The following is a 12,106-nucleotide window of genomic DNA, read 5'->3' as shown; positions in this document are numbered from 1 at the left end:
CGGGGCTCGGAGGCCGGCCACGACCCTACCCCTGCGGTAGCCCTCCGTAATCGCCCGCAGGCGCGCCGGGCCGGGCGCGAAGGAGCACCCCGGCGTGGGAGGAGCGCGGAGCGCCTACTCTCGTACGGGTACGGGTACGTGTACGGAGCCGGCGGGGGCGGGAACGAGGAGGCAGGGCGGTGGAGGTCACCTGGTGGGGTCATGCCACCTGCACGATCGAGGACTCCGGAGTCCGGGTCCTGACCGACCCGCTGTTCGCACGGCGCTTCGCGCATCTGCGCCGGCGCCGGGGGGAGGTCCCGCCGCCGGATGCCGCGGTCGCCGACGTGGTCCTGATCTCCCACCTGCACTCCGACCATCTGCATCTCCCCTCCCTGGCCCGTCTCGCCCCCGGCAGCCTGCTGATCGTGCCCCGTGGCGCCGTGAGGGCCGTCCCGGGCCTCCGGCTGCTGCGCCGGGCGCGCGGGCTGCGGATCTCCGAGGTCGCGCCGGGGGACGTGGTGCGGGTCGGCGAGGTCCTGGTCCGGGCGGTTCCGGCTCTGCACGACGGGCGCCGGCTGCCGGTCGGCCCGCGCCGGGTGCCCGCTCTCGGATACGTCGTCGAGGGCGAGGCCCGCACCTATTTCGCGGGGGACACCGGGCTCTTCGAGGGCATGGCCGACGCCGTGGGACCGGTGGACGTGGCGCTGCTTCCGGTGGGCGGCTGGGGGCCCAATCTGGGCCACCACCATCTGGACGCGGCCCGCGCAGCTCAGGTGCTCACCATGCTGGAGCCGCGGTCCGCGGTGCCGGTGCACTACGGCACGTACTGGCCGATCGGGATGGACGGGGTCAAGCCGCACGAGTTCCATGCGCCGGGCGACGAGTTCGTGCGGCAGGCGGCGCGGGTGGCACCGGAAGTGGCGGTGCACCGGCTGGGGCACGGCGAGCATGTGAGGCCGGAGGCCCGTAGGTGATAGAGGAAGTGCTGGGGCAGCTGCCGACGGAGTCGACGCAGCAGGCCCTCGGCTATCCGTCGTTGTTCCTGCTCGTGGCGCTGGGATCTCTGGTGCCGGTGGTGCCCACGGGGGCGCTGGTGAGTACGGCGGCCGTGGTGACGCTCCACCAGACGTCACCGTTCGCGCTGCTCGTGGTGTTCGCCGTGGCGTCGGGCGCGGCGTTCCTCGGGGACATATGCCTGTACTGGCTGGGGCAGCGCGGGGTGCGGTCCAAGAACGGCTCGAAGTGGCTGGAGGCCATCACCAGCAGGGCCGCTCCGGAACGGCTCGAGCAGGCGCAACGGAAGCTGGACGAGCACGACACGATGGTGCTGGTCCTGTCCCGGCTGGTGCCGGCCGGGCGCATACCGGTGATGCTGGCCTGTCTGCTCGGTGAGATGCCGCTGCGGCAGTTCGCCCGCGGCGACGTGCCCGCGTGTCTGGCCTGGGCGGCGACGTACCAGCTGATCGGGATCCTCGGCGGTTCGCTGTTCGCCGAGCCCTGGGAGGGTGTGCTCGCGGCGGTCGTGCTGACGCTGTTGATCAGCGGGACGCCGGCGCTCTGGAAGCGGCTGCGGGCGCGGATGGCCGGCTGAGGCCGCGGTGCGCCCGCGGGGCATCGGTCAGGCTTCCAGGACGCGAGAGGCGCCGACCGGCAGGTCCCAGAGGTCGGCGCGCGGGTGCCCGGCCCGCTGCCAGGCGGTACGGAGCCTGGTCAGCGGTTCAAGGACCGGTTCGGCGGACAGCAGGAACGTCGCCCAGTGCATGGGGGCCATGGCGCGGGCCCCGAGGTCCTCGTACGCCTGCACGGCCTCCTCGGGGTCGGTGTGGACGTCCGAGAGCCACCAGCGCGGTTCGTACGCCCCGATCGGCAGCATCGCGAGGTCGAGGCCGGGATAGCGGAGGCCGATCTCCTTGAACCAGTGGCCGTAGCCGGTGTCCCCCGCGAAGTAGAGCCGCCGTCCCTGTGGGCCGCCGAGCACCCAGCCTCCCCACAGGGACCGGCAGGTGTCCAGGAGGGTGCGCTTGGACCAGTGGTGGGAGGGCACGAAGTCGAACCGGACTCCGCCCAGCTCCACCGACTCCCACCAGTCGAGCTCGGTGACGCAGGTGAAGCGGCGGCGCCGGCACCAGCGGCCGAGACCCGCGGGGACGAGGAGTGGGGTGTCCCTCGGGAGTCTGCGGAGCGTGGGGGCGTCCAGGTGGTCGTAGTGGTTGTGGCTGATGAGGACCGCGTCGACGGGGGGCAGTGCCTCCCAGGGGACTCCGACGGGGGTGATCCTGGCGGGGGTGCCCAGGATGCGCCGCGACCAGACGGGGTCGGTGAGGACGGTGAGTCCCCCGATGCGGACGATCCAGCTGGCGTGTCCGGCCCAGGTCACGGCTGTCGTGTCGGTGTCCGTGACCGGGAGCGGCTGGGGGGCGTACGGCAGCCGGTGAACGCCCCGGAGCCCCTCGGCGTTGGGCCGCAGGGCACGCTCCCGGGCCAGACGGGTCATGCCCCTGACACCCGGCAGCGGCGCGGTGAGGCGGTCCGCGAAGCTGCGGGGCCAGGTCCGCGGCTCACCGAGGCGGCGTGGAGCGTCGACGGGACGGCTGGGCGCGCGGCCGGTTCCGGCGAACGGACGCTCGGTCTGTTCCGTCATCGAGAGGCTCCTGTCATCGGAGTTCATCGAGGGCTGCTGCGAAAATGCTCAGTGCTCGGGCGACATGGGGCAATTTCAAGGGCTCCACCGCAGTGAGGGACTCCGTCTGCTGCTCCGGGGTTGAGCCGAGGAGCGGTCCGGTGCTCAGCCGCACCCGCAGCGCTCCCAGTTCGTCCCCGAACCGGTGCCCGCCGGGAGCCGGGGCACCGAGCCGTTCCGACAGGTATTCCTCCAGCTCCATGGAGTCCGTGACGCCACGGGCGGCCAGCCGGGTGCGCAGCGGTCCGAGATCGGCGTAGAGGTGGCGGCCGGCCTGCGGCGGCCTGGCGAGGGCGCCGACGGTGAGCACGGCGCGGTGTGCGGCGGGGGCCACGTGGGACTGGAGGTGTGCCGCCTGCCGGATCCTGGCCGTGACGGCCCCGGGTTCCCCCAGCGCGTGGGCGGCGGCCCGGGCGACCGGCTCCGCGACGAGGGCGCCGAGCGCGGTGAGGATGTCGAGAACCCGGGCGCGGCGCGCGGCGGCGCGCGCGGTGGGCGGGAAGCGTGCGACGGCCACCGGCCAGGCGGAGGGGGTGAGCGCTCCGGCCAGGTCGGAGAGCACGGTGACATCGTCGGGGCACATTTCGGCGGGGCTCAGGAGGACGGTGTCGTGGGGCCGGTGCAGGGTGTCGCGCCAGGTCTCGTCGCTGACGATGTGCAGCCCTTCCGAGACGGCGGCCTCGCACGCCTCGCGGACCAGTTCCGGCGGGGCGAGGGTCGCTGTCGGGTCGTCGACCACGGAGATGAGGAGCAGCCGGGGCCTGCCGCCCTCGGCGCGCACCCTGCGCACGGTCTCCAGCAGGGCGTACGGGTCGGGGATGCCGCCGCACTCGGCGGGAGTCGGCACGTGGTAGGCGGGCCGGCCCAGGAGCCGTGCCTGGGGCATCCAGGTGGCGGGGCAGGGCCGGGGCATGAGCACGTCGCCGCCGTGCGCCGCGATCAGGGCGAGGAGGAGGGGCTGGGCGCCCGGGGCCGCCGCGATGTCCTCGGGGCCGCCGTGGAGGCCCCGACGCCCCCAGTAGCCGCAGGCCGCCTCACGCAGGATCGTTCCGCCACCGGGCGGCTCGGGGCGGGTCCGCGCGGCCGACGCGGCCAGCACGGCGGCGAGCTCGGGCAGGACGGGGAGGCCCGGGTCGGGTGCGGGCGGCCCGTACCGGACGGGCCCGTGGTCCTCCCCGGGCGGGCGGGGCTGCTGCCGCTCGCTCCAGTGCATCCCGGGGCCTCCCTCCGCCTGCGTCCCTCTGGCCCCTTTATACGGAGGTTCCCCGGGGTACGCCCGCGCACCGGCCCCGGAGGCGGCAGAAATACGCACGCCGTCCACCCCCGCCGCTCATCCGGCGAACGGCGTCCCCGGCAGCCCCCGCCCCGTGTCCGGCAGCACGAGCAGCGAGCCCGACAGGGGGTGCGGGGAGTCCAGGCCCGTCCGGGCGGTGGATACGTACAGGTCGCGGAGGCCGGGCCCGCCGAACGCGCACGCCGTGGGCCGGCGGACCGGCAGGTCCACGACCCGGTCCACCCGGCCGTCGGGGGTGTAGCGCCGGATCGCCGCGCCGTCCCAGAACGCGACCCACACACAGCCGTCGGCGTCCACCGTCAGCCCGTCGGGCCACCCGGCGCCCCGCTCGGTCTCGGCGAGTGCGCGCCGGTTCAGCACGCGCTCCCCGTCCACGTCGAAGACGTCGATGCGCCGCGTGGTGGTGTCGATGTAGTACATGAGCCGGCCGTCGGGGCTCCATCCGGTGCCGTTGCTGACGGTCACCGAGTCCAGGGCGCGGCTGACCGTGCCGTCCGGGGCGATCCGGGAAAGGGTGCCGCCTCCCTCCGCCTCGTCGTAGCGCATGGTGCCCGCCCAGAGGGCGCCGTCCGGTGCCACGGCCGCGTCATTGCCCCGCCGGCCGGGAACGGGGTCGTGGACCAGCCAGGAGAAGGCACCCGCCTCGTCGTACAGTCCCGTTCCGTCCCGCAGGACGACCACGAGGCCGCCGCCGGCCCGGGGTTTCGCCGCCCCGACGTGCTGGCCGGTGGCCATGACCGTACGGCGGCCGGTCGACGGGTCGTAGGTGTGGACGCGGGCCGAGAGGATGTCGACCCAGATCAGCCGCCCGGTGGCGGGGTCCCAGGTGGGGCCTTCACCCAGCTCGGCCTGCTCTCGCACGGCCACCTCCAGGGCCGGCCTCATGTCTGCGGCCGGTGGTGTCCGAGCCGGCCGGACAGCGCGTCGGCTCCGCCCGCCGCGAGCTGCGCGAGCTCCGCCTCGCGCTCCTCGCTCCAGCGGATCATCGGCACCGAGATGGAGAGCGCGGCGACGACACGACCGGAGCGGTCCCGGACCGGCGCGGCCACACAGCTCACATCCGGGTTCGACTCCCGGTGCTCGACCGCTATGCCCCGCTTGCGGACGACGGCGAGGGCCTCCCGCAGCTCCGCGGCGTCGGTGAGGCTGTTGTCGGTCATGGCGATGAGCTCGCGTCCGTCGAGGCGGGCGTCGAGCTCCGCCTCCGGGAGCGCCGCGAGGAGCAGCTTGCCGACGGAGGTGCAGTGCGCGGGCAGCTTCCGGCCCGCGGCGGAGACCATGCGGACGGCGTGGGTGGAGTCCACCTTGGCGATGTAGATGACCTCGGTGCCCTCCAGGATCGCCACGTGTACCGTCTCACCACAGGTCTCGGCGACCTCACGGGCCACCTGCTGCCCCTCGGCCGCCAGGTCGAGCTGTTCGGCGTAGCGGCTGCCCAGCTGGTAGGTGCGCACGCCCAGCCGGTACCGGCCCGGCTGCTCCGGGACCGTGACCAGGTAGGACCGCGCGGCAAGCGTGGTGAGCAGTTCGTGCACGGTGGTCCGCGGCAGTTGGAGCTTGCGGGTGACCTCGGGAGCCGAGAGGGTTCCCTCGCCCTGGAGGAAGAGTTCGAGAACATCCAGCGCCCTGGTCACCGCAGGGACGAGTCGTCCCATGATCGCCCGCCAATCTCGTTCGACACTCCGGTCAATGACCGGAATCACGAACGCAGGCTAGCGGCAGAAAACTTGTCCCGGCAATGTCCTCGACGCCACGGAGCGGGCGGGACGGGGGCGATTCCCCGTATCTCATCCGATTCCGACGGGATCCGACGGGGCGCGCTGTGCGCGCCTCCTGGTTCACCGCCCGGTCGCAGGGTATTCGCTGTCCCATGTCGACTACGAGCAGTTTCTCCTCCCCCGGCCGCTGGCGGGCCTGGTTCCACCAGCGAGATCTCGCCGCGTTCCAGCGCGTGGCCGAAAGACACTGGCCCGGCGCCGAGCCGGTCCTGCCACGGCTGAGTCGCAGCGCCAATCATGGGCTGCTGTGGTTCGGAGCCGCCGCGGGCATGGCGGCGCTGGGCTCCAGCGCGCGGTCCCGCAGGGCGGCACTGCGCGGGATCGCCTCGCTGGCCGTCGCCTCGGCCGCCATCAACACCGTGGGCAAGGGGGCGGTGCGCAGGGAGCGGCCGATAGTGGATCTGGTTCCGGTCATGAGGCAGCTGAAGCGGCAGCCTTTCACCACGTCCTTCCCGTCGGGGCACGCCGCGTCCGCGGCGGCTTTCGCGACCGGCGTCACCATGGAGTCGAAGGGCTGGGGTGCGGTCGTCGCCCCGGTGGCGGCGGCCGTGGCGGCCTCCCGCGTCTACACCGGGGTCCACTATCCGAGCGATGTGCTGGTCGGTGCGGCGCTCGGCATAGGGGCCGCGTTCGCACTGCGGGGCGTCGTACCGACCCGTGGACAGCTCCCGGCCCCGGGCCGCCCGCCGGCCGAGGCCCCCGCGCTGGCGGCGGGCCAAGGCCTGGTGGTGGTCGTCAACCGGGAGTCCGGCTCCGCGACCGCGGCGGCGACGATGATCCGCGACGCGCTGCCACTCGCGGAGACGGTGGAGTGCGCGCCCTCCGACCTGCCGGGATGCCTGGAGAAGGCGGCGGGGCAGGGCAAGGCCCTGGGTGTCTGCGGAGGTGACGGTACGGTCAACATTGCGGCGGCCGTCGCGGCGACCCACAGCCTGCCGCTCGCCGTGTTCCCCGGTGGGACCCTCAACCACTTCGCGTACGACCTCGGCATCGAGACCGTGCAGGACACGGTGACGGCGCTGACCAAGGGCGACGCGGTCCGGGTCGACCTGGGCCGCTTCCGGCCCGGGCCGCACGGGCCGGGCGGGGCGCCCGGCTACTTCCTCAACGCCTTCAGCCTGGGCGTGTATCCGGAGCTCGTGCGGACCCGGGAGCACTGGGCCCCCCGGATCGGCGGCTGGCCCGCCGGGGTGCTCGCGGCCTTCGAGGCGCTGCGCGGTTCGCGCCCGCTGACGGCTGAACTCCAGGGGAGGCGGCGGCCGTTGTGGCTGCTCTTCGTGGGTAACGGGCTGTTCCAGCGGGTGGGCCCGGCCCCGGGCCGCCGCCACAACCTGGCGGACGGCCTGCTGGACGTACGCGTGGTGCACGGCGGCCGCACCCCCGCACTCCGGCTGCTCGCCGCAGCGATCGCCGGACCGCTCAGCCGGTCGCCCGTCCATGCCGCGGTACGGCGCCGCAGGGTGAGGCTCGCCGGTCTCGCGCCGGGGACTCCCTACGCGTACGACGGAGAAGTGGCCCACTCCGGGACGGAGTTGCTGATCGACAAGCTGCCCGAGGCGCTGACGGTGTACTGCCCGATGCCGGTGTAGCGGGAGATCGCTACGACCACATCATGAGACGCCTATCTCAGGATGCGACATCGCGGCGTACCGTCGACTCATCGCCTGCGACTTAGGTCCGAGAGAGGACGTACGGCCATGCCGAAAGAACCAGCGGTCTACACACACGGCCACCACGAGTCGGTGCTGCGCTCGCACCAATGGCGCACCGCCGCCAATTCGGCGGCCTACCTGATCGGCGAACTCCGCCCGGGCCAGGCGGTTCTGGACGTGGGCTGCGGGCCGGGCACCATCACCGCGGACATCGCGTCCCTGGTGGCGCCCGGCCGGGTGACGGCGGTCGACACCAGCAGCGACGTGCTGGAGCGCGCGGCGCGGAACGCCGCCGAACGCGGCGTGGAAAACGTGGAGTTCACCACGGCGGACGTCCACGCCCTGGACTTCCCCGACGACTCCTTCGACGTGGTCCACGCCCATCAGGTGCTCCAGCACGTCAGCGATCCGGTGCTGGCGCTGAGCGAGATGCGGCGGGTCTGCCGACCGGGCGGCATCGTCGCGGCCCGCGACAGCGACTACGCGGCCATGACCTGGTTCCCGGAGGTGCCCGGGATGCGGGAGTGGCTGGAGCTGTACGGCCGGGTGGCCCGCGCGAACGGCGGCGAGCCGGACGCCGGACGCCGGCTGCTCTCCTGGGCGCGGCAGGCGGGTTTCACCGACATCACCCCGACAGCGGCGGCCTGGTGCTTCGCCACCCCGGAGAACCGCGCCTGGTGGAGCGGCCTGTGGGCGGACCGCACGACCGCGTCGGTGTACGCGAAGCTGGCGGTGGACGGCGGGCACGCGAGCGCCGGAGAGCTGACGGCGATCGCGGAGGCCTGGCGGGCATGGGGCGAGGAGCCCGACGCGTGGTTCATGGTGCCCCACGGCGAGGTGCTCTGCCGGGCGTGATCCGCGCAGCGGCGCCGGGAATCGATCACATCCGGCGGGGTCGGCAACTACCCTCGTGGGCATGGAGATCCTGGGAACCACGCTGCGTATCTGTGTCGACGACCTGGAGGCCGCGGTGGCCTTCTACGAGGGCCTGACCAGCACTCCGGCACAGCGCTTCGAGCGCGGCGGGGTTGCGGTGGCCGCGATCGGCTGCTTCCTGCTGATGAGCGGCCCCGAGTCGCAGTTGGAGGTGTTGCGCAAGGTGTCGGCGACCATCGCGGTCAAGGACGTCGACGAGGCGCACGCGGCGCTGACGCGGGTGGGCGCGAAGGTCGTCGCGGGCCCGGTGCCCACCCCGGCCGGCCGCAATCTGATCGCCCTGCACCCGGACGGCTCGGTCTTCGAGTACGTCGACCGGAACGTACCCGCCTGACGCGCTCAGCGCGCCTGCTCCTCGGCGAAGGCGCCGACGACCAGGTCGGTGAGCAGCGCGCCGGCTGTGCCGTCCGGGTCCAGATCGGGGTCGTAGATCGTCACGTTGAGACCGACGCAGCGCGGTGACCGGACCAGGGCCCGCAGGAGCGGGGCGAGTTCGTCGGGGAACAGGCCGCCTTCGTCGGGGCTGTCGACGGCGGGCATGACGCCCGGGTCGAGCACATCGGCGTCGAGGTGCACCCAGAAGCCGTCGAGGACGGGGACCTCCAGGGTCTGCACCACGGCGTGGGCGATGTCGGCGGGCCCCCATTCCCTGATCTCCCCCACCGTCGCGTTGGAGATCTTCAGCGCGGTCATCTCGGCGCGGTCCTCGTCGTGGTCGCGCATGCCGAAGAGCCGGATGTCCTCGTCCTTGAGGTACGGCCCCAGCCCTTCCAGGTCGGTGAGATCGGCCTGCCCGCGTCCGGTGGACAGGGCCAGTTCCTCGCCGCCCGCCGCGCCGATCCGGTCGCTGTTGCCCGGGTGCCGGAAGTCCGCCGAACCGTCGATCGCGGCGAGCCCGTACCGTCCGATGCGGCGCAGGGCGAGGGTGGCGCCGAGCTGGATGGAGCAGTCGCCGCCGAGGACGACCGGGAACTCACCGGCCCTGACGTGCCTCTCGATCCGGTCGGCGAGCGTCCTGGTGTAGCGGGCGATGGCGGCGGCGTTGAAGACGCCGTCGCCCTCCTGCCAGTCGCCGCGGTCGTAGCGGGGCGGTACGACGACACCGCCCTCGAACGCTCCGAGCCGCTGCACGATCCGCTGCTCACGGAGCGCGCCGGCCAGTTTGTAGCAGCCGGGCACGGTGCCGGGTGCGGGGGGCCGCAGCCCGAGGTTCGAGGGGGCGTCGAGGACCACGAGTGTGCGCATGCGGTCCATACTTACCGCTCCGGCCCATGCGTGTCTCCCCGATACGTCAGGGGCCGGCTCAAGCGAGGAACGGGAACGGGAGGCCGCGCGAAGAAGTTTGACGTCCCGTCACCTTCGGTGGAACTGCCCGGCGGTGACCGGTGCGCTCATCCCCACCGGCTGCCTGCCAGCGGCGCGGTGCCCTCCCCCTCACCACGGGAGACTCCGTGCAGAAAGGCGGTGAGCGCCTCGGTGGCCGAGTACGCCGGCCGCCAGCCCAGTTCTTCCCGGGCCCGGGCGCTGTCCATGACCGGGAGCCGCAGCACGGCGTCGAACAGGTGCGGGGAGGCGGGCACGGCGTGCGTCCGCCACGCGGCGGCCAGGGCGCCCCGCACCAGTGCCGTCGGGGCGCGCACGACACGGGCACGGAGCAGTTCGCCGAGCTGCCGGGCATCGGTCACGGAGTCCGCGGCGAGGTTGAAGGCGCCCCGGACGTCGTTCGTGAGGGCGAGCCGGTACGCCTCGGCCGCATCGTCCGTGTGCAGCACCTGGAAGCGCAGCCCCTTGAGGTCGGGGACGAACGGCAGCAGATCGGGGCGGAGCAGGATGCCCGGCAGATGGCGGCCGCCGAAGATCCGGCGCTGTTCGCTCGCCGCCGTCCTCTTGAACAGGAACCCCGGGCGCATACGCACCACCCTGATCCCCGGGTTCCGTAGCTCGTAGGTGTCCAGTACGCGTTCCAGGTAGGCCTTCTCCCGGCAGTACGCCGCATCGGGCCACCCGTGCGTGGGCCACTGCTCGTCCACCCCCGGCTCCTGCTTCGGCCCCGGCGAGTAGGCGCCCACCGACGAGGCGTGGACCAGCACCGGCACGCCCGCGTCGCGGACCGCGCCGAAGACCCGCAGTGAGCCCTCGACATTGCTCCGCCAGGTGACGACGGGGTCGTGCGTGGGCTGGAAGCGCCAGGCCAGGTGGATGACGGCGTCGGCGCCGGCCAGGTGTTCCGCCAGCCTTCGTGGGCTGTCGCCGTGTTCGAGATCCACCGTGCCCCACTCCACGCCGGGCACGGCGAGCTCCGGCCGCCGTCGCGCCAGGCCGAGGACCGAGGCCACGGACGGGTCATCCGCCAGGGCCCGGACGACACTGGTCCCCACGTTTCCGGTGGCGCCGGTGACCACGACGCGCAGGCCCCGGGGTGCGTTCGTCATCGCTCCTCCTGCCCCGAGTCGAGGTCGGTCACGGCCTGAGCAGGGTCTTCACCATGCCGTCCGCCTTCTGCTGGAAAGTCTCGTACGCCTTAGGCCCGTCGGCGAGCGGCAGGTGGTGGGTGGCGAAGCCGTCCACCCCGAGCGGGTCGTCGTCGACGAGCAGCGGCAGGAGGTCGGGCACCCAGTTCCTGACGTTGGCCTGCCCCATGCGCAGCTGAATCTGCTTGTCGAACATCTTGAGCAGTGGCAGCGGGTCGACGGCGCCGCCGTAGACGCCGGAGACGGACACGGTGCCTCCCCGGCGCACCAGGTCGATCGCGGTCAGCAGGGCACTGAGGCGGTCGATGCCCGCGCGCTCCATGAGCGCGCGCGCGGCCGTGTCGGGCAGCATGCCCACGGCCCACTGCCCCGCCTTGGCCACGGGTGCTCCGTGCGCCTCCATGCCGACGGCGTCGATGACGGCGTCGGTCCCGCGTCCGTCGGTGAGATCGCGCACGGCGTCTCCGAGGTTCTTGCCGTGCTCCCGCAGGTCCAGGGTCCGGACGCCCCTCGCGGCGCTCCGCTGCAGGCGGTCGGAGACCAGGTCCACGCCGATGACCAGGCCGGCGCCCCGGTGCAGGGCGATGCGTGCCGCCATGTCGCCGATCGGGCCCAGCCCCAGGACCGTCACACTGCCGCCGGGTGGCACGGCCGCGTACTCCACGGCCTGCCAGGCGGTCGGAAGGACGTCGGACAGGTAGACGAACCGGTCGTCGGGCGGGCCGTCGGGGACCTTGACCGGCAGGGTGTTGCCGAAGGGGACGCGCAGCAGCTCGGCCTGTCCGCCGGGCACCTGCCCGTAGAGCTTGGTGTAGCCGAACAGGGCGGCGCCGCTCCCGTACTCACGGACCTGGGTGGTCTCGCACTGCGACTGGAGCCCCTGGTCGCACATGAAGCAGTCGCCGCAGGAGACGTTGAACGGGACCACGACGCGGTCCCCGCGCTTGACGGCGGTGACCTCGCGGCCCGTCTCCTCCACCACGCCCATCGGTTCGTGGCCGAGGATGTCGCCGGGCGTGAGATAGGGGCCGAGTACCTCGTACAGATGGAGGTCCGATCCGCAGATACCACTCGACGTGATCCGGACGATGATGTCCGTCGGATCCTGGATCACGGGGTCGGGGACCGTCTCCACACGGACGTCCCGCCGTCCTTGCCAGGTGAGTGCGCGCATGCGCCCTCCTCAGTTCTTCCGGGTGGGTTCGCCGGCATGATGCATTTCCGTTCTACTGCCCCCCCGCTCGTACGGTGAACAGGACTTCGGGCAGATCACCGGTGGCCGCGGCAGCACAGGCGCGGGGGCCCGCCGATGG

At 73.1% G+C, this 12,106-nt stretch carries 12 protein-coding genes; 5 read left to right on the top strand and 7 right to left on the bottom strand.

Translation table 11 applies throughout. The features are described from left to right. Positions 1-179 precede the first annotated feature (179 nt). The gene (locus tag OG379_RS32260; RefSeq protein WP_405666610.1) at positions 180-956 is read left to right on the top strand and encodes an MBL fold metallo-hydrolase; all 777 of its coding nucleotides are present in this window, start codon (positions 180-182) and stop codon (positions 954-956) included. Further along, positions 953-1,573 (top strand): DedA family protein, encoded by a 621-nt coding sequence (locus OG379_RS32255; protein ID WP_405666609.1) that lies wholly within the window; start codon positions 953-955, stop codon positions 1,571-1,573. The genes OG379_RS32260 and OG379_RS32255 overlap by 4 nt, the downstream gene beginning before the upstream one ends. Before the next feature lie 27 nt (positions 1,574-1,600). On the opposite strand, the gene OG379_RS32250 is transcribed toward OG379_RS32255, so the two are convergent. The 4 genes from OG379_RS32250 to OG379_RS32235 all read right to left on the bottom strand — a co-directional run bounded on the left by OG379_RS32250 (position 1,601) and on the right by OG379_RS32235 (position 5,611). Then, positions 1,601-2,623 (bottom strand): MBL fold metallo-hydrolase, encoded by a 1,023-nt coding sequence (locus OG379_RS32250; protein ID WP_405666608.1) that lies wholly within the window; start codon positions 2,621-2,623, stop codon positions 1,601-1,603. A gap of 13 nt (positions 2,624-2,636) precedes the next feature. Further along, a complete protein-coding gene (locus tag OG379_RS32245) occupies positions 2,637-3,875 on the bottom strand; it encodes an aminotransferase class I/II-fold pyridoxal phosphate-dependent enzyme (RefSeq protein WP_405666607.1) in 1,239 nt (412 codons plus the stop codon). A 117-nt stretch (positions 3,876-3,992) separates the two neighbouring features. Beyond that, a complete protein-coding gene (locus tag OG379_RS32240; protein ID WP_405666606.1) occupies positions 3,993-4,841 on the bottom strand; it encodes an SMP-30/gluconolactonase/LRE family protein in 849 nt (282 codons plus the stop codon). Continuing rightward, positions 4,838-5,611: an IclR family transcriptional regulator gene (locus tag OG379_RS32235; protein ID WP_405666605.1), complete on the bottom strand. Its 774-nt coding sequence runs from the start codon at positions 5,609-5,611 to the stop codon at positions 4,838-4,840. The genes OG379_RS32240 and OG379_RS32235 overlap by 4 nt, the downstream gene beginning before the upstream one ends. A gap of 215 nt (positions 5,612-5,826) precedes the next feature. On the opposite strand from OG379_RS32235, the gene OG379_RS32230 reads away from it, so the two are divergent. The 3 genes from OG379_RS32230 (at position 5,827) to OG379_RS32220 (ending at position 8,656) form a co-directional block, all read left to right on the top strand. Further along, positions 5,827-7,323: a bifunctional phosphatase PAP2/diacylglycerol kinase family protein gene (locus OG379_RS32230; protein WP_405666604.1), complete on the top strand. Its 1,497-nt coding sequence runs from the start codon at positions 5,827-5,829 to the stop codon at positions 7,321-7,323. Between the two features lie 108 nt (positions 7,324-7,431). Continuing rightward, positions 7,432-8,241 carry a class I SAM-dependent methyltransferase gene (locus OG379_RS32225; protein WP_405666602.1) on the top strand — a complete coding sequence of 270 codons (810 nt, stop codon included), beginning with the start codon at positions 7,432-7,434 and terminating at the stop codon, positions 8,239-8,241. A 61-nt stretch (positions 8,242-8,302) separates the two neighbouring features. Further along, positions 8,303-8,656: a VOC family protein gene (locus OG379_RS32220; RefSeq protein ID WP_393760773.1), complete on the top strand. Its 354-nt coding sequence runs from the start codon at positions 8,303-8,305 to the stop codon at positions 8,654-8,656. 5 nt (positions 8,657-8,661) lie between these two features. Here the strand turns inward: OG379_RS32220 and OG379_RS32215 are convergent, their stop codons facing one another. The 3 genes from OG379_RS32215 to OG379_RS32205 all read right to left on the bottom strand — a co-directional run bounded on the left by OG379_RS32215 (position 8,662) and on the right by OG379_RS32205 (position 11,967). Next, positions 8,662-9,567 carry an arginase family protein gene (locus tag OG379_RS32215; protein WP_405666601.1) on the bottom strand — a complete coding sequence of 302 codons (906 nt, stop codon included), beginning with the start codon at positions 9,565-9,567 and terminating at the stop codon, positions 8,662-8,664. Positions 9,568-9,713: 146 nt separating this feature from the next. Next, on the bottom strand, positions 9,714-10,754 hold the full coding sequence (locus OG379_RS32210; protein WP_405666600.1) for an NAD-dependent epimerase/dehydratase family protein: 1,041 nt from the start codon (positions 10,752-10,754) through the stop codon (positions 9,714-9,716). A 28-nt stretch (positions 10,755-10,782) separates the two neighbouring features. Next, positions 10,783-11,967 (bottom strand): alcohol dehydrogenase catalytic domain-containing protein, encoded by a 1,185-nt coding sequence (locus OG379_RS32205; protein WP_393760780.1) that lies wholly within the window; start codon positions 11,965-11,967, stop codon positions 10,783-10,785. Positions 11,968-12,106 lie beyond the last annotated feature (139 nt).

Source organism: Streptomyces sp. NBC_01166 (assembly GCF_045039765.1).
Lineage (GTDB): Bacteria > Actinomycetota > Actinomycetes > Streptomycetales > Streptomycetaceae > Streptomyces.
This window is presented reverse-complemented; position numbering and strand designations above follow the sequence as displayed.

Bases quoted from the DNA above. Each gene is read 5' to 3' on its own strand.
- OG379_RS32250 (WP_405666608.1), bottom strand. From the start codon at position 2,623: ATGACGGAACAGACCGAGCGTCCGTTCGCCGGAACCGGCCGCGCGCCC.
- OG379_RS32245 (WP_405666607.1), bottom strand. From the start codon at position 3,875: ATGCACTGGAGCGAGCGGCAGCAGCCCCGCCCGCCCGGGGAGGACCAC.
- OG379_RS32240 (WP_405666606.1), bottom strand. From the start codon at position 4,841: ATGAGGCCGGCCCTGGAGGTGGCCGTGCGAGAGCAGGCCGAGCTGGGT.
- OG379_RS32235 (WP_405666605.1), bottom strand. From the start codon at position 5,611: ATGGGACGACTCGTCCCTGCGGTGACCAGGGCGCTGGATGTTCTCGAA.
- OG379_RS32230 (WP_405666604.1), top strand. From the start codon at position 5,827: ATGTCGACTACGAGCAGTTTCTCCTCCCCCGGCCGCTGGCGGGCCTGG.
- OG379_RS32225 (WP_405666602.1), top strand. From the start codon at position 7,432: ATGCCGAAAGAACCAGCGGTCTACACACACGGCCACCACGAGTCGGTG.
- OG379_RS32220 (WP_393760773.1), top strand. From the start codon at position 8,303: ATGGAGATCCTGGGAACCACGCTGCGTATCTGTGTCGACGACCTGGAG.
- OG379_RS32215 (WP_405666601.1), bottom strand. From the start codon at position 9,567: ATGCGCACACTCGTGGTCCTCGACGCCCCCTCGAACCTCGGGCTGCGG.
- OG379_RS32210 (WP_405666600.1), bottom strand. From the start codon at position 10,754: ATGACGAACGCACCCCGGGGCCTGCGCGTCGTGGTCACCGGCGCCACC.
- OG379_RS32205 (WP_393760780.1), bottom strand. From the start codon at position 11,967: ATGCGCGCACTCACCTGGCAAGGACGGCGGGACGTCCGTGTGGAGACG.